At 64.3% G+C, this 21067-nt stretch carries 19 protein-coding genes; 12 read left to right on the top strand and 7 right to left on the bottom strand.

Translation table 11 applies throughout. The features are described from left to right. Positions 1–4: 4 nt before the first annotated feature. Together JQ627_RS16885 and JQ627_RS16880 are read right to left on the bottom strand one after the other, a co-directional pair. Positions 5–2272: a cation:proton antiporter gene (locus tag JQ627_RS16885; protein WP_212485288.1), complete on the bottom strand. Its 2268-nt coding sequence runs from the start codon at positions 2270–2272 to the stop codon at positions 5–7. Positions 2273–2650: 378 nt separating this feature from the next. After that, positions 2651–3823 (bottom strand): MFS transporter, encoded by a 1173-nt coding sequence (locus tag JQ627_RS16880; protein WP_212485287.1) that lies wholly within the window; start codon positions 3821–3823, stop codon positions 2651–2653. A gap of 62 nt (positions 3824–3885) precedes the next feature. Here JQ627_RS16880 and JQ627_RS16875 point away from each other — a divergent pair, with 62 nt between their 5' ends. The 3 genes from JQ627_RS16875 to JQ627_RS16865 all read left to right on the top strand — a co-directional run bounded on the left by JQ627_RS16875 (position 3886) and on the right by JQ627_RS16865 (position 8044). Further along, positions 3886–4686, top strand: a complete 801-nt coding sequence (locus JQ627_RS16875; RefSeq protein WP_212485286.1) for a helix-turn-helix transcriptional regulator — start codon at positions 3886–3888, stop codon at positions 4684–4686. A 336-nt stretch (positions 4687–5022) separates the two neighbouring features. After that, positions 5023–6375 carry a malonyl-CoA decarboxylase gene (locus JQ627_RS16870; RefSeq protein ID WP_212485285.1) on the top strand — a complete coding sequence of 451 codons (1353 nt, stop codon included), beginning with the start codon at positions 5023–5025 and terminating at the stop codon, positions 6373–6375. A 220-nt stretch (positions 6376–6595) separates the two neighbouring features. Continuing rightward, entirely contained in the window at positions 6596–8044 is a 1449-nt protein-coding gene (locus tag JQ627_RS16865; protein WP_212485284.1) for an MmgE/PrpD family protein, read from the top strand. A gap of 348 nt (positions 8045–8392) precedes the next feature. On the opposite strand, the gene JQ627_RS16860 is transcribed toward JQ627_RS16865, so the two are convergent. From JQ627_RS16860 to JQ627_RS16840, 5 genes are all read right to left on the bottom strand, one after another. Next, on the bottom strand, positions 8393–8680 hold the full coding sequence (locus JQ627_RS16860; RefSeq protein ID WP_212485283.1) for a GIY-YIG nuclease family protein: 288 nt from the start codon (positions 8678–8680) through the stop codon (positions 8393–8395). 344 nt (positions 8681–9024) lie between these two features. Then, entirely contained in the window at positions 9025–9282 is a 258-nt protein-coding gene (locus JQ627_RS16855; RefSeq protein WP_212485282.1) for a DUF3297 family protein, read from the bottom strand. Beyond that, entirely contained in the window at positions 9279–9755 is a 477-nt protein-coding gene (locus JQ627_RS16850) for a glutathione peroxidase (RefSeq protein WP_212485281.1), read from the bottom strand. The genes JQ627_RS16855 and JQ627_RS16850 overlap by 4 nt, the downstream gene beginning before the upstream one ends. Before the next feature lie 2 nt (positions 9756–9757). After that, positions 9758–11158 (bottom strand): amidase family protein, encoded by a 1401-nt coding sequence (locus JQ627_RS16845; RefSeq protein ID WP_212485280.1) that lies wholly within the window; start codon positions 11156–11158, stop codon positions 9758–9760. 206 nt (positions 11159–11364) lie between these two features. Then, positions 11365–11622: a DUF6894 family protein gene (locus JQ627_RS16840; RefSeq protein ID WP_212485279.1), complete on the bottom strand. Its 258-nt coding sequence runs from the start codon at positions 11620–11622 to the stop codon at positions 11365–11367. Between the two features lie 247 nt (positions 11623–11869). Here JQ627_RS16840 and pqqA point away from each other — a divergent pair, with 247 nt between their 5' ends. From pqqA to JQ627_RS16795, 9 genes are all read left to right on the top strand, one after another. Continuing rightward, complete coding sequence (gene pqqA, locus JQ627_RS16835) at positions 11870–11950, top strand: pyrroloquinoline quinone precursor peptide PqqA (RefSeq protein WP_007595659.1); 81 nt, start codon at positions 11870–11872, stop codon at positions 11948–11950. Between the two features lie 129 nt (positions 11951–12079). Then, on the top strand, positions 12080–13009 hold the full coding sequence (gene pqqB, locus JQ627_RS16830; protein WP_212485278.1) for a pyrroloquinoline quinone biosynthesis protein PqqB: 930 nt from the start codon (positions 12080–12082) through the stop codon (positions 13007–13009). A gap of 20 nt (positions 13010–13029) precedes the next feature. Further along, positions 13030–13785 (top strand): pyrroloquinoline-quinone synthase PqqC, encoded by a 756-nt coding sequence (gene pqqC, locus JQ627_RS16825; RefSeq protein WP_249143149.1) that lies wholly within the window; start codon positions 13030–13032, stop codon positions 13783–13785. A gap of 11 nt (positions 13786–13796) precedes the next feature. Beyond that, complete coding sequence (gene pqqD / locus JQ627_RS16820) at positions 13797–14108, top strand: pyrroloquinoline quinone biosynthesis peptide chaperone PqqD (protein WP_014492816.1); 312 nt, start codon at positions 13797–13799, stop codon at positions 14106–14108. Beyond that, entirely contained in the window at positions 14105–15304 is a 1200-nt protein-coding gene (gene pqqE, locus JQ627_RS16815) for a pyrroloquinoline quinone biosynthesis protein PqqE (RefSeq protein WP_212485276.1), read from the top strand. The genes pqqD and pqqE overlap by 4 nt, the downstream gene beginning before the upstream one ends. Further along, positions 15294–16280 carry a prolyl aminopeptidase gene (gene pip, locus JQ627_RS16810; RefSeq protein WP_212485275.1) on the top strand — a complete coding sequence of 329 codons (987 nt, stop codon included), beginning with the start codon at positions 15294–15296 and terminating at the stop codon, positions 16278–16280. Before pqqE ends, pip begins: the two co-directional genes overlap by 11 nt. A 147-nt stretch (positions 16281–16427) precedes the next feature. After that, positions 16428–17105, top strand: a complete 678-nt coding sequence (locus tag JQ627_RS16805) for a DUF4286 family protein (protein ID WP_212485274.1) — start codon at positions 16428–16430, stop codon at positions 17103–17105. A gap of 237 nt (positions 17106–17342) precedes the next feature. Continuing rightward, on the top strand, positions 17343–19142 hold the full coding sequence (locus JQ627_RS16800) for an FAD-dependent oxidoreductase (RefSeq protein WP_212485273.1): 1800 nt from the start codon (positions 17343–17345) through the stop codon (positions 19140–19142). Continuing rightward, a complete protein-coding gene (locus JQ627_RS16795; protein WP_212485272.1) occupies positions 19112–20959 on the top strand; it encodes a 2-oxoacid:acceptor oxidoreductase subunit alpha in 1848 nt (615 codons plus the stop codon). Before JQ627_RS16800 ends, JQ627_RS16795 begins: the two co-directional genes overlap by 31 nt. The last annotated feature ends 108 nt before the right edge of the window (positions 20960–21067 follow it).

The raw sequence follows: 21067 nt of genomic DNA, 5'->3' as shown, positions 1-21067 counted from the left end.
TCCTCTACGTCTTGTCCGCTGGCACCTGCCGCGCCTCGCCGCTCGACACCAGCAGCACCGAGACCTTCGACTGCCGCAGCACGGCATCGGCGACGCCGCCGAAGGAGAAATGGTCGCCCTGGATGCGATCGACGCCCATGACCACGAGATCGATATCGGTGGTGTCGATCTCGCGCAGGATCGCCGCTTCCGGCGCCCGGTTCACGCGCAGTGTTGTCGTGATGTCGAGGTCGTAGCGGGCGGCCAGGTCGCTGGCATCCTTGAGGATGCCCGTCTCCTGGCTCAGGCCGCGCGACGCGCCGCGCTGCGCGCCCCTGTCGCGCGTCGTCGCGACATAGATTACCCGGAGCGAGCCTGATCCGGCCTGCGCCAGCGCCACAGCGACTTCGGCGCCGCGCTTGGAGACGCCGCTGCCGGAGACCGGAACGAGGATGTTGAGCGCGTCGGGCATCGGCTGCTTCAGATGCTTGCCCTTGGCCGCGACGATCGCGAGCGGCCCCTCAAATTCAGCGACGATGTCCTCGATCCTGCGATCGAAACGGTCCTTGGTCGCGACAACCTTGTCGACGCCGACGACGAGCAGGTCAAAGCCCTTCCGCGCTTCCTCGGCGATCGTCTGACCGAGCTCCGCGCGCCTCGCCCGGGTGACGACGTCGACGCTGCCGGCATCGCCCTCGCCGTGGGCGGACACGGTTTCGGCGGCCTTCTTCACGACGGCTTCGTGGCTCGCCTCCCCGTCGCGGGCCTTCTCCCGCTCGCCGGCGCGCTTGCCGATGTGCAGCACGGTGATCGGCAAGCCGCGCATGCCGGCGATCAGGCCGGCGACATGCGCGGCGAAGGTCGCGTTGACGCTCTCGTCCACGGCCAGCAGGGGACGTTCGAGATTGGCGACGAAGCCGCGCTTCTCGAATTGTTCCCGCTCCAGCCGCTCCTTCTCCTCCTTGTTCATCGGCAGCTTCGCCAGCGCCGCGCGCAGCATCGGCGGCATCGCCATCGTGGTCACGATCGCCATGGTCACGATCATCGTGAACAGGTTCTGGCTGAGCACGCCGATGGAGAGGCCGATGGTCGCGATGATCACCTCGGTCGAGCCGCGCGCGTTCATCCCGCTCGCGAGCGCAAGCGACTCCCGCGTGTTCAGGCCGCCCAGGGTGCCGCCGACAAAAGCCCCGCCGAACTTGCCGACGCTGGCGATCACGACCAGCAGGCCGGTGAGCATCAGGAGATTGGGATCGCGAAGCACCGAGAGATCGGCGCTGAGGCCGGCAAGGCCGAAGAACACCGGCATGAAGACGCTCGAGATCAGGCCGCGCAGGCGCTCGTCGATCTGCCGCGTCAGGATCGGGGATTCGCCGACCAGGATGCCGGCGACGAAAGCGCCGAGCACGGTGTGGACGCCGATCAGATGCGTGATCAGCGCCATGACGCACATCAGCAGCAGAATGACGGTGATGACCGCCGCCGCGCTGACGAGATTGTCGTTGGCCCAGCGGATGAGTTGAAACACCAGCCGGCGGCCGATGGTGAAGCTGATGGCGAGGAAGGCGAGCGTGCCGAGCACGGCTTTCGCCACCGAGGCGATGTCCAGCGTACCATGCGAGGCCAGGCTGAAGATGACCGCGATGATGATCCAGCCGATGGTATCGTCGATGACGGCGGTGGCGACGATGATCTGGCCGACATTGCGGCGCATGAAATTCATCTCGCGCACGACCACGGCGACGATCTTCACCGAGGAGATCGACAGTGCCGTGCCCATGAACAGCGAGGCCACGAGGCGTTGTTGCGGATTCGGCAGGAGTGCATCAGGCAGGAACTCGCCAAGCGCAAAGCCGCAGGCGAAAGGCACGAGGATGCCGGCGATCGAGATCGCGATTGCGGCCTTGCCGACCTTCCTGACCAGCTTGAGATCGGTCTCCATCCCGGTCAGGAGCAACAGCAGCAGGATGCCAAACTGGGCGATGCCGTCGATCATCGCCTTCTGCTCGGGTGTTTTCGGAAAGATCGCGTGCTGCGCCTCCGGCCAGATCCAGCCGAACAGCGACGGTCCCAGCAGGATGCCGGCGAGCAGCTCACCGATCACCGAGGGCTGGCCGATCCGCTGCATGATCTCGCCGAGGCCACGGCCGACGGCGATCAGCAGCACGATCTGCGCCACCAGAAGAAATTCCGAGGGACCGGCCGATTTGCCGGCCTCAGCGCAGGCCGCAATGGTGGTGAGGACAAGCGCCGCGGGGACAAGGCCGACCGGTCGGAGCAGGCTCCACTGCATGCAGGTGTCTTTTCCCCTTCATTCACCCCGACAGGGGCAACAGGAATAGAACCCGCGGGAGACGGAGCGGGTTCCCGACTCTCGCGGCGGGTTAAGGGGACGAAAACAAAAAGTGCGAAAACAACCCCATGCACAGTAGAACGGGCTTGAGGACGTTGGGTTTTTTTACCGTGCTGATGTTTGACACGTCGGGCAAAACACCGGCAGAATGGCATCATGGGCGGGCGCTAGGCGAAGCGCCTGCTCATCCCCAATCATTGCCAGTCTCCGTCATCGCGAGCGCAGCGATGCAATCCAGAGTCCCTCCGCGGAGACGGCCTGGATTGCTTCGCTACGCTCGCAATGACGGTGCGGCACAAGGCGCCCGCCTCACTCCCCTCAGGCCGCCTGTGGCGTCCTGATCTCGCGCGGCAGGATGATGGCGGCCGCGATCGCCAGCAGGCAGAGCGCGGCGAAGGCGTGCAGCATGGTGACGAAGCCGCCCTGCTCGTAGAGCCAGGCGACCAGGCCGACGGAGGCGCCCGCGGCGGTGAAGCCGATGAAATAGCGCACCGCATAGGCGCGCGAGCGCCATTCCTCGCTGGTGTATTTGCCGACCATGGCATCATTCACCGTGACCTGCCCGAACGCACCCATGACGATGCCGATCGAGACCAGGATCAGCGGCAGATTGTTCAGGCTCGCGGCGAGATAGAGGAACGGCGCCAGCATGAAGGACAGCGGCAGTGCCACCGTCTTCAGCGAATAGCGGTCGAGCAGCCGGCCGATCGTGTACTGGGTCATCGCGCCGAACACGTAGACGCAGGCGGCGATGACGCCGAGCAGCGCCGGGCTCTTCGTCAGGTCGGCAAGCCGTTCCGCGAACAGCTTTGGCAGCGCGACGGTCACGGCATTGAAGGTCGTCGAGATCGCGATCACGACGATCAGCAGCGACAGGATCACGCGCCACATGTCTTTCTTCGCCACGCGCGCCTGCGCCGCCGCCTGCTTCGAGCCCTTGCGATCCTCGTGCACGACCATCATCGCAAAGGCGATGCCGATCATGATGGTGACGACGCCGGGCACGATGAAGGCAGAACGCCAGCCGAGATACTGGCCGATCACGCCGGTGACCAGCGCAGACGAAGCAACGCCGAGATTGCCCCAGACGCCGTTGATCCCCATCTCGCGGCCGAGCCGGTCGGCATAGGACACAATCATCGCGGTGCCGACGGGGTGATAGATCGAGGCAAAAATGCCGATCGCGAACAGCGCCGCGCCGAGCTGTGCCGGGGTCTGCACGAAGCCGACCGAGATCATGGAAGCACCGATGCCGACGAAGAAGATCAGCATCATGTGGCGGCGGCTCCAGCGATCCCCCAACCAGCCGGTGAGCAGCGAGCCTGCGCCGAAGGCGACGAAGCCCGGCGTCGCGTAAGGCAGAAGTTCCGAATAGGCCATGCCGAGCGCCGGCCCCATGATGATCACGGCGGCGGCGAAAATCAGCATCGAATAATGGTCGATGAAATGGCCTGCGTTGACGAAACTGATCACCCGGCTGGGGCTGTTCATTTCCCGAATCCTCTCCTGCTCCGAAATGAGTTATATGTCAAGGGCATGACGGGATGCTGCCAATGACTGTCGTCGAAACGCCAATCCTCCGGGAGGTCCGGGGCAATCACCGCTCGACGGCGGGCGTGCACCTGGTCGCCCGCGACTATCCCAAGGGCATGCGGATCGACCCGCACATGCACCGCGAGGCGCAGCTGATCTATGCGGCCAAAGGCACGATGCAGGTGACGACGCCCGGGGGACGCTGGCTGGTGCCGCCGGACCGCGCGGTCTGGGTCCCGGCCGGGCTCGAGCATGCCATCGATCTGCTCGCCGACATCGAGATGCGCACGCTGTATTTCGACCTGTCCTGGCTCAAGCGCGAGCAGCGCCATGAAGGCCTGACCAAGGAATTCGTGGTGCGGGTGTCGCCGCTGCTGAACCAGGCGATCCTCGCGCTGTTCGATGGCCGCAATACCGAGGAACGCACCGAGCTGCTGGTTCGCCTCGTGATGCTGGAATTGCACCAGGCCGAGGATTCCGCGACCTTCGTGCCGCTGCCGCATGAACCGCGCTGCCGGCGCGCCGCCATGATCGTGCTCGACGATCCCACCGGCCTGCACGACATCGACACGCTGGCGCGCGAGGTCGGAACCTCCGCCCGCACGCTGTCGCGGCTGTTCTCGACACAGACGCAATTGAGCTTCAAGAGCTGGTGCCAGCGCGCAAGGGTTGCGGCAGCGATCCAGCGGCTATCGACGGACGCCAATGTGTCGGTGAAGCAGCTCGCCACCCAGCTCGGCTATGCCAGCGTGCCGGCGTTCTCGGCAGCGTTCCGCCAGGTGACCGGGCGGACGCCGACAGAGTTTGCGGGGAAGGGCTGAGGCAGCCGCCAAGCCGTAAGGCCGTAGGGTGGGCAAAGCGAAGCGTGCCCACCAATTCTTTCGCAGCTGTCGGGACATGGTGGGCACGGCGCAAGTGCGCCTTTGCCCACCCTACGGCAGCGAGTGAGCCGAGAGGCCGCAGCGTACTGGATGCCCCGGTCAAGCCGGGGCATGACAGCGGTTGTGGAGCGCAACGGCCTTCGCGGGACATGACAGCTTCCTTGATGGCGCATGGCACCACGAAAGATACAAAATTCTCCTGCTTGATTGTGATCGGCTTCCGCCTAAATCCCGTGTAAGCTTCCGCAGCGCACAAACCGGAATCGAAAAGACCAGATGGCCAACGCCTTCTTCTCCGACCTGCTCGCCACCATCTCCGAGCGCGGCCGCACGCTGCTGCGCCGCGGGGATTCCGACGACACCAAGCACGATGCCGACGGGCTGATCGAGCTCTGCGGTGCGCTGCTGTCGGGTCGTGGCGAAGCTTCGGGCACTGCCATGGCGCGTGAGGTGCTCGATATCTACCAGGAGTTGGATGCGGCAGGACGCCGCGCTTTCTTCGATGCCCTGGTGCGCGATTTCGGCCCCGATCGGGAACGCCTGTCCAAGGCGATCGAAAAATGGCGCGCCATGCCCAGCGACGAAGACGCGAGCTCCCTGCACTTCGCCTCCGAGCCGCGCCGGCAGGAGCTGATCCGCCGTCTCAACCGCGCGCCTGGCGGCACCGGCGATCTCGTCAACATGCGCGCGGACCTGCTCGGCATGATGAACGGTCACACCGATCTCGCCGCGCTCGATCGCGACGTCTCTCACCTTCTCTCGTCGTGGTTCAACAGGGGGTTTCTCGTGCTGCGCCGGATTGACTGGTCGACCCCGGCCAACATCCTCGAAAAGATCATCCGTTACGAAGCCGTGCACGAGATCAGCGACTGGGACGATCTGCGCCGCCGCATCGATCCGGTCGACCGGCGCTGCTACGCCTTCTTCCATCCCGCCATGGTCGACGAGCCGCTGATCTTCGTCGAGGTGGCGCTGACCGAGACGATCCCCGGCGCGATCGCGCCGCTGCTAGCGGTCGACCGCCAGCATCTGCCGATCGAACGCGCGCGCACCGCGGTGTTCTATTCGATCTCCAACACCCAGCGCGGGCTTGGCGGCATCTCCTTCGGCAGCTTCCTGATCAAGCAGGTGGTGGAAGAGCTGCGCCGCGAAACCCCGAAGCTCGACACCTTCGTGACGCTGTCGCCGGTGCCGGGCTTCATGCAATGGGTGAAGCAGGACAGGGACCTGCCGCTCTCGGACGAGGACCGCGAGATAATGAAGCGCCTCGACGATCCCAAATGGTTCGAGAACCCCGAGACGGTCACGCTGCTACGCGCCGTGATCGAGCCGCTCGCGGCCTATTACTTCCTGAAGGCGCGCACGCCGAAGGGCAAGCTGATCGATTCGGTCGCCCGCTTCCATCTCGGCAACGGTGCGCGGCTCGAGCGCATCAACTGGCTCGGCGATCTCTCGCCGAAGGGCGTGCGCGAGTCCGCCGGCGTGATGGTCAACTACCTCTACCGCCTCGACGACATCGAGAAGAACCACGAAGCCTACGCCAATGACGGCGAGGTCGTGGCGTCCAGCGCGGTGAAGAAGTTGCTGAAGGGCGAAGGACGCAGGCTGCTGGATATGCGGTTGTCGTAGGGGCAGCCCTGCTCGCGCCCCGTCGTCATTGCGAGGAGCTCTTGCGACGAAGCAATCCAGACTGTCTCCGCGGAGAGAGACTGGATTGCTTCGCTGCGCTCGCAATGACGGAGATGTGGTGGCACCCCGGGCGCTTCTGGCGCCAGCGTCGGCTACTGGACACGCGGCTGTCCTAAGCGCTATCCGTTTCATCGAACTCCTGCACCAAAGACGGGACACCATGAAACGACGCGACTTTCTCAGACTGACCGCAGCGGCGGCAACCAGCCTCTCGCTTTCGCCTGCACGCAGTTTCGCGGAAGGCTCCGGTTCGGGGCCGGAGATGACGGCGCTCTGCGACTACATGAGTGCCGCGAAAACCCGCGCGCTGCCGCCTGACGTCGTCGAACACGCCAAGCACCACATTCTCGACACGCTGGCCTCAATGATCTCAGGGTCGGAGCTGCCGCCCGGCCAGGCCGCGCAGCGCTATATCCGCGCCAATGCCGCGCAGGGAACGTCGACCGTCGCCGGCACGACATCGACCGCATCGCCAGTCGAGGCCGCACTCGCCAACGGCGTGATGGCGCATGCCGACGAGACCGACGATTCGCACAGCCCGTCGCGCTCGCATCCCGGCTCTTCGGTCGTTCCGGCCGCGCTTGCGCTCGGCGAAAACCTCGGCATCGATGGCGCGCACTTCCTGCGGGCGGTGACGCTGGGCTACGACGTCGGCACGCGCGTGGTGATGGCGATGGGCGGGGCCGATTTCAGCTATGAGAGCGTGCTGAGCACGCACAGCATTGCCGGCACGTTCTGCGCCTCGGCTGCTGCAGCTTGTGTCGCCGGCTTTGACGCGCGCCGGATGCGCTGGGTGCTCGACTATGCCGCGCAGCAATCATCCGGCTTCATCGTTTGGCGGCGCGACGTCGACCACATCGAGAAGGGTTTTGTGTTTGCCGGCATGCCGGCCCGCAACGGCGTCACCGCGGCGCTGCTGGTGCGTTCGGACTGGAACGGCGTCGACGACGTGTTCTCAGGCCCGGACAATTATTTCCTCGCCTATGCGCCGAAGGCTGTGACCGCAAAGCTCGTGGACAAGCTCGGCGAGCGCTACGAGGTCGCAGGCACTGACATCAAGAAATGGACCGTGGGCTCGCCGATCCAGGGACCGCTCGATGCGGTCTATGCGATCCGCGGCAAGCGGGCGTTCGAGGCCGAGCAGGTCAAGCGCGTGACGGTGCGCCTTGCCCCGTCGGTCGCCGAGGTCGTGGACAACCGCGACATCCCCGATATCTGCCTCCAGCACATGGTCGCCGTGATGCTGCTCGACAAGACCGCATCCTTCCACGCCGCCCACGACAAGCCGCGCATGCAGGACGCCGCGGTGTTGAAGCAACGCGCCAAGGTGAATCTGGTACGCGACGAGGAACTGGCAAAGCTGCTGCCGGTGCGCGTCGCCATTGTCGAGATCGAGCTCACCGACGGCACCCGCCTCTCCGAACGCGTCACCGCCGTCCGCGGCACGCCGCGTAATCCGATGACGCGGGAAGAGGTGGTCGAGAAGGCGCGCGATCTGATTGCACCGGTGGTGGGAGGCCAGAAGGCGGAGCAGCTGATCAAGTCGGTGTATGGGATCGAGGCCGTGACGGATATCCGCACGCTGCGGCCGCTGTTGCAACGCGGGTGATGGCGACGCGCCCGGACATGGGGCTGTCGTAAGAAGCGGCAAGCTTTCGCCACGTCGCGTCATTGCGAGCGCAGCGAAGCAATCCAGAGTCGTTCTGCGGCGGCAGTCTGGATTGCTTCGCTGCGCTCGCAATGACGAAGTGTGTTGCAGCACCTGAACCAGTCGGAGCTTGCCATCCCCGGGCCACAGCGCTGTTGTTAGGCGCCGCCATCTCTACCGTCATTGCGAGGAGCACTTGCGACGAAGCAATCCAGACTACCTCCGTGGGTGGACTCTGGATTGCTTCGCTGCGCTCGCAATGACGGAGCATGTGGCGGCCGCCTGCGCAAGATTGCTAACGTCTTGCGGTCAGATCAACGTCTCGTATAAATCTGTCCAGTCTGGATTGGCGCTCTCGATCAGCGCGAGTTTCTTCGCCCGGCTCCCAGCCTTGATCTGCTTCTCGCGTGTGATGGCGTCGGTCATCGTCGCGCGCAATTCGTACCAGACGAGGAGCTTGCAGGCGTATTTCGACGAGAAGCCCTTTACCAGCCCCTCACGATGCTCGAATGCGCGGCGCGGCGGATTCGAGGTGACGCCTGTGTAGATGGTCCCGTTGCGGCGATTGGCGAACATGTACACGCAAGGCTGTTTCATGATTGCGCTCAGTTGAGGAGAGCCTCCACGATAACACAACCAAAAGATGATTGCGAGGCTTTCGCAACATCGTCATTGCTAGGAGCGCTTGCGACGAAGCAATCCAGACTACCTCCGCGGAAAAATCTGGATTGCTTCGCTACGCTCGCAATGACGGAGTGTGTTGCAGCACCTGAGCCAATCAGAGCCCGCCGTCCCCGGGCCACAGCGCTGTTGTGAGACGCCGCCATCTCCACCGTCATTGCGAGGAGCTCTTGCGACGAAGCAATCCAGACTGCCTCCGCGGATAGACTCTGGAATGCTTCGCCGCGCTCGCAATGACGCGTGGCGAGAGCGCTTCGCGCCTACTTCTTGTCCCTGAAATACGGCTCGACCGGGCCATGTACCTTGATCGTCAGCGGGTTGCCGTAGCGGTCCTTGGCGTTGCCGGCGGCAACGCGGACCCAGCCTTCGCTGATACAGTACTCCTCGACATTGGTCTTCTCGACGCCCTTGAAGCGGATGCCGACGTCGCGCGCCAGGATGTCCGCATTGTAATAGGGGCTGTTCGGATCGACCGAGAGGCGGTCCGGAAATTCGTCGCTCATGATTGTCTCGCTCATAACAGGGTCTCGATTTGCTGCCGCAATCCTTCCGGCCGCGCGGTCGGCGCGTAGCGCGCGATCACCTTGCCGGCACGGTCCACCAGGAATTTGGTGAAATTCCATTTGATGGAAGCGCCCAAGAGTCCGGATTGCTGGCGTTTCAGGTACTCATACAGAGGGTGCGCGTGGGCGCCGTTGACGTCGATCTTCTCGAACAGGGGGAAAGTGACGTCGTAGTTGGTCGAGCAGAACGCCTGGATCTCGCTCGCCTGCCCCGGCTCCTGCGCGCCGAACTGGTTGCAGGGAAAGCCGAGCACGGAAAAGCCGCGCGGCGAGAGATCGCGATAGAGGTCCTCCAGCCCGCGATATTGTGGCGTGAAGCCGCATTTGCTCGCAGTGTTGACGATCAGCAGCACCTGCCCTTCGAAACGGCGCAGGGCGACCTCCTCGCCGAGAAGCGAGTTGGCCTTGAAGTCGTAGATCGCAGACATCGCTAACCCACGGGATCGATCGGCGACGGCGGCACGCCGCCCGCCTCGATCGCTTCGCCGGCGCGCAGACATAGATCCTCGCGGTAGCGGCCGGACACGATGTGCACGCCGACAGGCGCCTTGCCGACGAGACCCGTGGAGACCACGAGGCCCGGCAATCCCATGAAGGGGATGGCGATCTGCGGCAGCTGCGCTTCCCAGACCCGCTTAAAGGACTCGTCGTCCTTGCGGTCGAGATGATCGGGGAACGGCAGCTCGCCGGAGACCGGCGTCAGCAGCACGGCGTACCTCTCGAAGAACATCATCCAGTCGCGCGTCAGCGTGGCGCGGCGGGTCAGTGCCTTGGCGTAGTTGGCCTGATCCATTGGCGTGACTCTGCCGCGATTGCCGCGGAGGCACGCCAGCGCGCCGGGATCGCCTTCACGCTCGGCCATCTCGAGCTGCGCCTCATAGCCGTCGCCGAGCCACAGCTTGATCTGCCACTCGACGGCTTCACGCATCGGTGGCGTGTCCTCGATCATTTCGACGGTCCAGCCGGCACGCTCGAGCCGCTTGCCGGCATCGCTCACCGCGGCCTTCACTTCAGGCGTGGTGGCAAGACCGTTCGGGTTGAGGCAGAGCGCGGCGCGCTTCGGCCGCGCGGGGCCTTCCAGCGGCGCCGGCACGAACCAGGGGTCGCGGATGTCGCGGGCCGACATCGCTTCGAGCGAGATCCTGAGGTCGTTGACGGTGCGCGCCAGCGGACCCGACACTGCCATGATCTGCGGCCCGATCGGACGCTCCGGCAGTGCCGGGTTGAAGGCGGGGATGCGGCCCAAAGTCGGGCGCAGGCCGTGCACGCCGCAGGCATAAGCGGGGTAGCGGACCGAGCCGGCGATGTCGGTGCCATGGGCGATGTGGCCGATGCCGGCCGCGACCGCCGAGCCGGCGCCGCCGGACGAGCCGCCCGGCGTCAGCGAGGCGTCGCGGGGGTTCTTGGTGTCGCCATGGACGAGGTTGGTGGTGAACCAGCGATAGGAGAAGGCCGGACAATTGGTGCGGCCAAGGAGAATGGCGCCGGATTTGCGGAAATTGGCGACCACCGGATTGTCCTCGCGCGCGATCAGGTCGCGCTGGAGCTTCAGGCCGTTGGTAGTGGCAAAGCCTTCCTGGTCGACATTGGCCTTGATGGTGACGGGCACGCCGGCGAGCACACCGGGATCCTCTCCCCTGGCGATGGCGGCATCGACGGCGTCAGCCTGCTTGAGCACGTCCTCCGGCCGGTGGTCGATCACCGCGTTGAGCTGGGGATTGACGGCGTCCAGGCGGGCCAAACCGGCCTTGGCTGCCTCCCTGGCGGAGACCTTTTTGGATTTGACGAGGGTCGCGAGGTCGGCGGCCGACAGGCGCCAGAGATCTTGCATGGCTTGCTCCGTTTAACCGGCGTCTTTTAGCGCCGGGAACGCAGCAAAGCCATGCGGATTTCGCGGGGAGCGAACGCCCCGGATTGCCGCATTTGCCGTCATTGCGAGGAGCGGCGCGACGAAGCAATCCAGACTGCCTCCGCGGAGGGATTCTGGATTGCTTCGCTTCGCTCGAAATGACGGTGGAGGGAGCTTGGCCTAGGGCCTCAATGCCTCGTCGCGGACTGGTCCGGCATGTCCAAAAGGGCCTCGCTGAAGGGAAACTCCAGCACGATCTCCCCCTCGACGTCGGTCACTTCGATCACCGCCTCGAGCAGCGCCGGCTGGGCGCCCTCCGACCTCACCACCTCCAGGATCATCTGGCGGGCGACCTCCCAGGCGCGATCGGGGTTACGCAGGTCCTCTCCGTCGGGATCCACGATCAGTTCGTCGCCGATGCGGGTGTTGAAGAAGTATCTGGGCATCACGAAGGTCCAATTGGGTCGCCTGTACCGGATTGAAAGCTGCACTGCACTCACAACTGCTTTATCAGGACAGGGTTCGCGACCGAATGCGCCATGCGCAAGGCAGCATCACCGGAAGTGATGTTCCCCCATCATTTTTCGCGGCGCAACATGACTTTCTCGGGAAGATTTCACTAGCGAACTTTTCCGCTCGCATTAATTTAACCGTTGGGCGGATACGTCCGAATTCGTGACATGGAGAGCCAAAATGGCCTGGAAAGCCCCGAAGATCGTCGAAGTGCCGTGTGGCATGGAAATCAATATGTATGTCAGCGCCACCCGCAAGTAGGCGGTTGGTGGTTTGCGTTCTGCGCAGGTGGATCTTTCGGTCACGATCGGTTTCCGGAAGATATTAAGTTTGTCGGCATCTGTGTCGGCCTGAGATCCACCTCGCGACGTTCCCTCCAGGAGACGTAGTATGCTTCGCGTCGTCGTCCTGGGCGCCGGGGCCGGCGGCGGAGTCCCGCAATGGAATTGCGGGTGTGAGGGCTGCCGGGCGGCCCGTGAAAACGGCCAGGAGCTTCAGCGAACCCAGGCCTCGGTCGCCTTCAGCGGCGACGGCGAGCATTGGTTCCTGATCAACGCGTCCCCCGATCTTCGTCAGCAGTTGAACGCCACGCCGCAACTGCATCCCAGGGCCGGCGCGTTGCGCCATACGCCAATCGCCGGCGTGATCCTGACCAACAGCGAAGTGGATGCGGTCGCGGGCCTGCTGTCGATGCGCGAGGGCTCGCCCTTCACGCTCTACGCCCATGAGAAGGTGCTGGCGATTCTCAGCGCCAACAGCATCTTCAACGTGCTGAACGAGAAGAACGTGCGGCGCCAGCCGGTCGGCATCAGCGAGCCCTTTGAGCCGCGATTGCCTGATGGCGCGCGCTCGGGGCTGGAAGTGCTGCCCTTCGCCGTGCCCGGAAAGTCGGCCTGGTATCTGGAAGGCAAGGCGCATCCCGGCGGCGAAGTTGGCGACGGCGATACGCTGGGCCTGAAGGTCACCGACAAGACCACCGGCAAATGCTTCTATTTCATCGCCGCCTGCGCCGAGGTCACCGACGCGCTCAAGGCCGAGATCGATGGCGCAGCGCTGGTGTTCTTCGACGGCACGGTCTGGCAGGACGACGAGATGATCCGGGCCGGGCTCGGCCACAAGACCGGCAAGAGCATGGGCCATGTCGCGATGTCCGGTCACGATGGCGCGATCGCGCGCCTAGCCGACCTCACTCTCGACAGGAAGATGTTTCTGCATATCAATAACTCGAATCCGGCGCTGCTGCCCGATACGCCGGAGCGTAAAGCGCTCGAGGCGGCGGGCTGGCAGATACCCGCCGACGGAATGGAGATCGTGCTGTGAATGCCGCGTCACTGACTGGAATGACCGCGCTCTCGATCGGCAAGGACATCAGGCTCAACTCGGCCGAGGAGCTGGAGGCGACGCTGCGCCATATCGGCGCGACGCGCTATCACAGCCTGCATCCGTTCCATAAGCTGCTGCACGGCGGCAAGCTGAACAAGGGCCAGGTGCAGGCCTGGGCGCTGAACCGCTACTATTACCAGAGCACGATCCCGATCAAGGACGCCGTAGTGATCTCGCGCTTCCGCGACCGCGCCACGCGGCTGGAATGGCGCCACCGCATCGAGGACCATGACGGCGATGTCGGCTCCGAGGGCGGCATCGAGCGCTGGCTGAAGCTGACCGAAGGCCTCGGGCTCGACACGGCTTACGTGGAATCGACCGAAGGCATCTTGCCGGCGACGCGCTTCGCGGTGGAAGCCTATGTCCATTACTGCCGCGAGAAGAGCCCGCTGGAAGCGATCGCCTCCTCGCTCACCGAGCTGTTCGCGCCGAACCTGCATGAAGAACGCATCTCCGGCATGCTGGAGCATTACGACTTCGTCAATCCTGACATCATGAGCTATTTCAAGCGGCGGCTGGCGCAGGCGCCGCGCGACGCAGGTTTCGCGCTCGACTATGTCAAGGCGCATGCCACGACGCCGGAGCAGCGCGCGCAGGTGTGCAACGCGCTGATCTTCAAGACCAACGTGCTGTGGGTGCAGCTCGATGCGCTCCAGCACGCCTATGTCGAAGGCCACATTCCGCCGGGCGCCTTCGTGCCCAAAGCGAGTTAAGGGACAGAGCAATGGCCGGGCCGCGCAACATCAGCGTCAGCGAGGCAAGCCGCCCGGTGCTGCCGCGGCATGCCAAGCTGAAATATGACGAGACGCGAAAGGTCTGGGTGATCCTGGCACCGGAACGGGTGCTGGCGCCCGACGAGATCGCGGTCGAGGTCTTGCAGCTCTGCAACGGCGAGCGCAATGTCGGCGACGTCGCCGACCAGCTGGCCGCGAAATACGCCGCGCCGCGCGAGGCGATCCTGGCCGACGTCATCGTCATGCTCCAGGATCTCGCCGACAAGGGCTTCCTCACCGAGGCCCGGGAGAAGACGTCATGAGCGATGTGCTCGGCAATCCCGGCATCCCGACCAACGCCAGCGACAGCCTCGCGGTGCTGGAGAAGAGCCGCTCGACGGCGGAGACGTTTGGCATTCCGCTCGCCGTGCTGCTCGAGATCACGCACCGCTGCCCGCTGCAATGCCCCTATTGCTCCAACCCGGTCGAGCTCGACCGCTCGGGCAAGGAGCTGACCACCGAGGAATGGAAGAAGGTGCTGAGCGAGCTCGCCGAGATCGGCGTGCTCCAGGTGCATTTCTCCGGCGGCGAGCCGACCGCGCGCAAGGACCTCGTCGAGCTGGTCAAGCATGCCAGCGACGTCGGCCTCTACACCAATTTGATCACCTCGGCCGTGCTGCTGACGCGCGAGCGGCTCAGCGCGCTCGCGGACGCCGGGCTTTGCCACGTGCAGATCAGTTTCCAGGGCGTCGAGGAAGGCCTCGCCGATCGCGTCGCCGGCTATAAAAACGGCCACCGCAAGAAGCTCGAAGTGGCGAAATGGACGCGCGAGCTCGACCTGCCGCTCACCGTGAACGCAGTCATGCACCGGCAGAACCTGCACCAGCTCCCCGACATCATCCAGATGTCGATCGATCTCGACGCCGACCGGCTCGAGGTCGCCAATGTGCAATATTACGGCTGGGCGCTGAAGAACCGCGCCGCGCTGATGCCGACGGTCGCGCAGCTCGACGAGTGCACCCGCATCGTCGAGGAGGCGCGCGAGCGGCTCAAGGGCACACTCGCCATCGACTATGTCGTTCCCGATTACTATGCGCTGCGGCCGAAGAAGTGCATGGGCGGCTGGGGCCGGCAGTTCTTCAACATCTCGCCCGCCGGCAAGGTGTTGCCGTGCCATGCCGCCGAGAGCATCACCGGGCTCGATTTCGAGTCGGTGCGCTCCAACCATTCGATCGCCTGGATCTGGCAGAACTCGGACGCCTTCAACCGCTATCGCGGCACCGGCTGGATGAAGGAGCCGTGCAAGAGTTGCGAGTTCCGCGAGATCGATTTCGGCGGCTGCCGCTGCCAGGCCTTCGCGCTGACGGGTGACGCCGCCAACACCGATCCGGCCTGCGCGCTGTCGCCGCTGCACGAGACCATCTTCAAGCAGGCCGAGCGCGAGGCCGAGGGCGAGACCAGCCGCTTCCTCTATCGCAATTTCGCCGGCGGCACTCTGGAATCCGGGAATGACGCCTGACGCCGACGCGGCCGCATCCGCCAAACGTGCCGATCCCTTTGCGCCGCTGACCTCCGAAATGCTCGATGTCGGCGACGGCCACGAGCTCTATGTCGAGAGCGTCGGCCGCGCTGACGGCATTCCCGCAATCTATCTGCATGGCGGTCCCGGCAGCGGTTGCCAGCCGGATCATCGCAGGCTCTTTGATCCTGACCGTTTCCATGCCGTGCTGTTCGACCAGCGCGGCTGCGGCCGCAGCCGTCCCAAGGGATCGCGCGAGCACAACACGACGCAGCATCTCATCGCGGACATGGAGAAGATCCGCGAGAAATTCGGCTTCGACCGCTGGATGGTGGTCGGCGGCTCCTGGGGCGCGACGCTGGCATTGGCTTATGCGCAGACGCATCCCGAGCGCGTCTCCGGCATTGCGCTGCGCGCCACCTTTCTCGGCACGCGGGCCGAAGTCGAGACCGGCTTCACGGTGCGCCTCTCGCAATTCTATCCCGCGCTCCACGAGGATTTTTTGAGCGTGCTGCCGCCCGAGCAGCGCGCGCATCCGGTGGACGCCTATTGGCGCCGCATCCTCGATGCCGATCCCGCCATCCATGGACCCGCCGCGCGCGCCTGGCACGACACCGAGCGCGCTCTGTCCGAGCACAAGGCGGCAAAGACGCGGCTGGACCTGGCGTCACTGAATGTCTGGCGCACCCTGCCGGCGACGCCGTTCATGGAGGCGCATTATTTCGTCAACAATTCCTTCATGAGCGAAGACCAGCTGTTGCGCGATGCCGGCCGTCTGTCCGGAATTCCCGGCATCATCGTGCAGGGCCGCTACGATCTGTTGTGCCCTCCTGAGACATCCGAGCGGCTTGCGAAAGTTTGGCCGGGTTCCGAGATTCGCATCGTGGAAGAGGCCGGACATTCGCTCTATGATGCCGGCGTGCGGGACGCGGTCATGAAGTCGATCGCCGATCTCGCTTCGAAGATTCCGCGCTAGAGCTCTATCCCCTCATCCCGAGGAGCGCGCCCTTTGCGCGCGTCTCGAAGGATGAGGGCCGAGATGTAGCAGCGGAAGCCTTCATGGTTCGAGACGGCGCTTGCGCGCCTCCGCACCATGAGGGGATGGCATGGGAAGGACAGAACAATGCCGCTCGCCGGAAAAGGCATGCTGCTGACGTCGATGAATATCGATGCGGCCATCGAGCCCGATTTCAACCGCTGGTACGATCGCGAGCATCTGGAAGAGCGCGTCGCGATCGAGGGATTCCTGGAGGCGCGGCGCTATGTCGCGCATGCCGCCAATCCCAAATATCTCTCGCTGTATTCGACCGAGACGCTGGACGTGCTCGACAGTCCCGCCTACCGGGCGCGGCTCGCCGACCAGACCGACTGGTCGCGGCGGACCATGGCGCATTTCAAGAACATGCTGCGCGTCGTCGCGCGCATCACCATCAGCAACGGCACCGGTCGCGGCGCAGCGCTCGGTGTGGTGCGGCTGCGGCCGAGCCCCGACAATGCCGGGACGTGGCGTGATGCACTGCACGAAAAGCTGGCGCCAGAGAAGCGCGAGGGCATCATCTCGATGCATCTGCTCGAAAGCGAACCGGAATTGTCGGGCGCAACGGCGGACATTCCAGCGGAGCGCAACGAAGGCGCGTGCGACTGGTTCGTGCTGATCGATGGCACGCATGTCGGCGCGGTCTCGGCTGTCATTGCCGAGCGCTTCACCGGCCCTGCTGCGGCGCCCTTCCCGCTGCCGGTCTCCGTCGGCACTTATGCCCTGATGTGGGACCTCGCGAAGAGCGACATCGCGCAGAGCTGAAACGGCTATCCGCAACGCAACATATTGCACCGCACGCAGCTTGCGTGCGGCCGTTAATGCCGAGCGCGCGCAGCACCTATGAAAGCAGGTGATCGCGTAAATTTGCCGTTGTACTTCGGAACGGTTCTAATAAGCTAACCCAATGACGTCATTCATAAACCAGATCGACGCGCGTTAGCGTTCGCCAAGCTCAAGAAAAGGCCGCCGGGTCTTTGAGCCTGTGCGGACAGGGTAGGAATGAAACCGACCGACATCGCGGCCCCCGACTACTTTCACAAAGTGGTCGATTGCCAGTGGGCCTGTCCTGCGCACACCCCGGTTCCCGAATACATCCGACTGATCGCACAAGGCCGCTATAGCGACGCCTACATGATCAATTGGAAATCGAACGTGTTTCCCGGAATTCTGGGACGCACCTGCGATCGTCCATGCGAGCCGGCATGCCGGCGTGGGCGCGTGGAGGAAACTCCCGTTGCGATCTGCCGCCTCAAGCGCGTCGCGGCCGACTTCAAGGACGACATCAAGCAGCGACTGCCGCGGCCCTCGGCAAAGAACGGCAAACGCGTTGCGTTCGTCGGCGGTGGCCCCGCCTCGCTGACGGTGGCGCGCGATCTCGCCCCGCTCGGCTATCACTGCACCGTGTTCGACGGCGATCCGGAAGCCGGCGGCATGATGCGCACGCAAATCCCGAAATTCCGCCTGCCCAATTCGGTCATCGACGAGGAGACCGGCTACATCCTCAATCTCGGCGTCGAGTTCAAAGGCGGTCACCGCATCGAGAGCATGAAGGCGCTGCTCGCGGAGAAATACGACGCGATCTTCGTCGGCTCCGGCGCGCCGCGCGGACGCGAGCTCGACGTTCCCGGCCGGAAGGAAGCGGCTGGCAATGTCCATATCGGCATCGAGTGGCTGGCCAACGTGTCGTTCGGCCATGTCGACAAGATCGGCAAGCGCGTCATCGTGCTCGGCGGCGGCAACACCGCGATGGATTGCTGCCGCACCGCGCGCCGCCTCGGCGGCGAGAAAGTCACGGTGGTCGTGCGTTCCGGCTTCGAGGAGATGAAGGCCTCGCCCTGGGAGAAGGAAGACGCGATCCACGAGGATATTCCGATCCTCAACTACATGGTGCCGGTGGCATTCAAGCATGTCGCCGGCAAGCTCATCGGCGTCACCTTCCAGCACGTCAAAGCCGAATACGACGCCAAAGGCCGCCGCAATCTGGTGCCTTCGGGCGACCCCGATCAGACCATTCCCTGCGACGACGTGCTGGTCGCAGTCGGCCAGGAGAACGCCTTCCCCTGGATCGAGCAGGATTGCGGCATCGAGTTCGACAAATGGCACATGCCCAAGGTCGATCCGAAGACCTTCGTCTCGACCAATCCAAAGGTGTTCTTCGGCGGCGACGCCGCGTTCGGACCGAAGAACATCATCTGGGCGGTCGCGCACGGCCATGACGCGGCGCTGTCGATTCACAAGATGCTTTCGGGCGAGGACATCACCGAGCGGCCGCTGCCGGAGGTGCAAATCTCCTCGCAGAAGATGGGCATCCACGAATGGAGCTATGACAACGACATCTCCAACGACAAGCGCTTCAAGGTTCCGCATCGCGACAAGGTGATTGCGCTGAAGGACATCCGTACCGAGGTCGAGCTCGGCTACGACATCAAGCTGGCGCTGGGCGAAGCCGAGCGCTGCCTGAATTGCGACGTCCAGACCGTGTTTTCGACCTCGCTCTGCATCGAGTGCGATGCCTGCGCCGACATCTGCCCGATGGACTGCATCACCTTCACCGATAACGGCGAGGAAGACGATCTGCGCCATCGCCTCAAGGCGCCCTCGCCGCATCCGGACCAGGACCTCTACGTGTCCAGCGACCTCAAGACCGGGCGGGTGATGGTGAAGGACGAGGATGTCTGCCTGCATTGCGGGCTGTGCGCCGAGCGTTGTCCTACCGGTGCCTGGGACATGCAGAAATATTTCATCGAGATGACTCACGCAGGTTCGACATGTCCGACAAAAAGCCGCTCAGCAGCGTAAACGACTTCGTCGTCCGCTTCGCCAACGTCAACGGCTCGGGCTCGGCCAGCGCCAACGAGATGTTCGCTCGCGCAATCCTGCGCCACGGCGTTCCGGTGAGCCCCCGCAACATCTTCCCCTCCAACATCCAGGGCCTGCCGACCTGGTACGAGGTGCGGGTGACCGAAGACGGCCATCTCGGCGCCCGCGGCGGCGTCGACATGATGGTGGCGATGAATCCGCAGACCTGGGACAAGGACGTCGCCGGCATCGAGCCCGGCGGCTATCTGTTCTACGATTCCACCAAGCCGATGCCGTCGACAAAATTCCGCGACGACATCACCGTGATCGGCGTGCCGCTCACCGCCATCACCAACTCGACCTACACCGATCCGCGCCAGCGGCAGCTGTTCAAGAACATCATTTATCTCGGCGCACTCTCGGCGCTGCTTGACATGGACCCGAAGCTGATCGAGCAGCTGATTGGCGAGCAGTACAAGGGCAAGGAGAAGCTGCTTTCCTCCAACGTCCATGCGCTGCATCTCGGCCGCGACTGGGCGCTGCAGAATCTGAAATGTCCGATCGGGCTGCGGGTGAAGAAATCCGACAAGGTCGGCGACCGCATCTTCATCGAGGGCAACAGCGCCGCCGCGCTCGGTGCGGTCTATGGCGGCGCTACCGTGTGCGCGTGGTATCCGATCACGCCGTCCTCGTCGGTGGCCGAAGCTTTCACCGCCCACTGCAAGAAGTACCGGCACGATCCCGAAACCGGCAAGGCGAAATACGCGATCGTCCAGGGCGAGGATGAACTTGCCTCGATCGGCATCGTGATCGGCGCGTCGTGGAACGGCGCCCGCGCTTTCACCGCAACGTCCGGCCCCGGCATCTCCCTGATGACCGAGTTCATCGGCCTTTCCTATTTTGCCGAGATTCCGGCCGTGATCATGAACATCCAGCGCGCCGGTCCCTCGACCGGCATGCCGACCCGCACCCAGCAATGCGACATCATCGCCTGCGCCTATGCTTCGCACGGCGACACCAAGCACGTGCTGCTGTTCCCGGAAGATCCGGCTGAGGCCTTCGAGTTCGCGTCAGCAGCATTCGATCTTGCCGAGCGGCTGCAGACCACGATCTTCCTGATGCTCGACCTCGACATCGGGATGAACCACCGTCTCTGCCGCCCGCTGAAGTGGGACGACGCCAAACAGTATGACCGCGGCAAGGTGATGACCGCGGAGATGCTGGAGGAAGGTCGCGACTTCGGCCGCTATCTCGACGTCGACGGGGACGGCATTCCCTACCGCACCTATCCCGGCACGCATCCGACCAAGGGCTCCTATTTCACCCGCGGCACCTCGCGCGACCGCTATGCGCGTTACTCCGAGGAAGGCTCGGTCTATGCCGACAACATGCAGCGGCTGGTGCGCAAGTTCGAGACCGCGCAGGACCTGGTCCCGCGCCCGCTCCAGGCCAACGCGGAACGGCCGACCAAATACGGCGTGATCTATTTCGGCTCGACCTCGCCCGCGATGGACGAGGCGATCGGCCTGCTGGAAGCACGCGGACATCAGCTCGACCGCCTGCGCATCCGCGCCTTCCCGTTCCACTCGAGCGTGGCGAGCTTCCTCGCCGAGCACGACTTCGTCTACGTGGTCGAACAGAACCGCGACGCCCAGCTCCGTCAGCTCATCGTCAATGAGAACGGCATCGACCCGGTGCGCCTCGTGCCGATCGTGCATTATGACGGCAGCCCGATCACCGCCCGTTTCATCGCAAAAGCCATTGGCGACCACCAGGATCACCTCAAGGTGACCCCGCTCCGCAAGGCCGTGTCATGAACAACATCTTGCTCTCTCCTCCGTCATGCCCGGGCAGAGCCGTCCTAAGGACGGCGTCGCTTCCGCTCGCCTATGCCCGGGCATCCACGCCTTTCTTCCTTGCCGCCA

Origin of the sequence: Bradyrhizobium liaoningense, from assembly GCF_018130785.1 — a bacterium.
Classification (GTDB): Bacteria; Pseudomonadota; Alphaproteobacteria; order Rhizobiales; family Xanthobacteraceae; genus Bradyrhizobium; species Bradyrhizobium liaoningense_A.
The sequence above is the reverse complement of the archived record's forward strand: the minus strand, read 5'-3'. Positions and strand labels throughout refer to the sequence as shown.

Bases quoted from the DNA above. Each gene is read 5' to 3' on its own strand.
- JQ627_RS16885 (WP_212485288.1), bottom strand. From the start codon at position 2,272: ATGCAGTGGAGCCTGCTCCGACCGGTCGGCCTTGTCCCCGCGGCGCTT.
- JQ627_RS16880 (WP_212485287.1), bottom strand. From the start codon at position 3,823: ATGAACAGCCCCAGCCGGGTGATCAGTTTCGTCAACGCAGGCCATTTC.
- JQ627_RS16875 (WP_212485286.1), top strand. From the start codon at position 3,886: ATGACTGTCGTCGAAACGCCAATCCTCCGGGAGGTCCGGGGCAATCAC.
- JQ627_RS16870 (WP_212485285.1), top strand. From the start codon at position 5,023: ATGGCCAACGCCTTCTTCTCCGACCTGCTCGCCACCATCTCCGAGCGC.
- JQ627_RS16865 (WP_212485284.1), top strand. From the start codon at position 6,596: ATGAAACGACGCGACTTTCTCAGACTGACCGCAGCGGCGGCAACCAGC.
- JQ627_RS16860 (WP_212485283.1), bottom strand. From the start codon at position 8,680: ATGAAACAGCCTTGCGTGTACATGTTCGCCAATCGCCGCAACGGGACC.
- JQ627_RS16855 (WP_212485282.1), bottom strand. From the start codon at position 9,282: ATGAGCGAGACAATCATGAGCGACGAATTTCCGGACCGCCTCTCGGTC.
- JQ627_RS16850 (WP_212485281.1), bottom strand. From the start codon at position 9,755: ATGTCTGCGATCTACGACTTCAAGGCCAACTCGCTTCTCGGCGAGGAG.
- JQ627_RS16845 (WP_212485280.1), bottom strand. From the start codon at position 11,158: ATGCAAGATCTCTGGCGCCTGTCGGCCGCCGACCTCGCGACCCTCGTC.
- JQ627_RS16840 (WP_212485279.1), bottom strand. From the start codon at position 11,622: ATGCCCAGATACTTCTTCAACACCCGCATCGGCGACGAACTGATCGTG.
- pqqA (WP_007595659.1), top strand. From the start codon at position 11,870: ATGGCCTGGAAAGCCCCGAAGATCGTCGAAGTGCCGTGTGGCATGGAA.
- pqqB (WP_212485278.1), top strand. From the start codon at position 12,080: ATGCTTCGCGTCGTCGTCCTGGGCGCCGGGGCCGGCGGCGGAGTCCCG.
- pqqC (WP_249143149.1), top strand. From the start codon at position 13,030: ATGACCGCGCTCTCGATCGGCAAGGACATCAGGCTCAACTCGGCCGAG.
- pqqD (WP_014492816.1), top strand. From the start codon at position 13,797: ATGGCCGGGCCGCGCAACATCAGCGTCAGCGAGGCAAGCCGCCCGGTG.
- pqqE (WP_212485276.1), top strand. From the start codon at position 14,105: ATGAGCGATGTGCTCGGCAATCCCGGCATCCCGACCAACGCCAGCGAC.
- pip (WP_212485275.1), top strand. From the start codon at position 15,294: ATGACGCCTGACGCCGACGCGGCCGCATCCGCCAAACGTGCCGATCCC.
- JQ627_RS16805 (WP_212485274.1), top strand. From the start codon at position 16,428: ATGCCGCTCGCCGGAAAAGGCATGCTGCTGACGTCGATGAATATCGAT.
- JQ627_RS16800 (WP_212485273.1), top strand. From the start codon at position 17,343: ATGAAACCGACCGACATCGCGGCCCCCGACTACTTTCACAAAGTGGTC.
- JQ627_RS16795 (WP_212485272.1), top strand. From the start codon at position 19,112: ATGTCCGACAAAAAGCCGCTCAGCAGCGTAAACGACTTCGTCGTCCGC.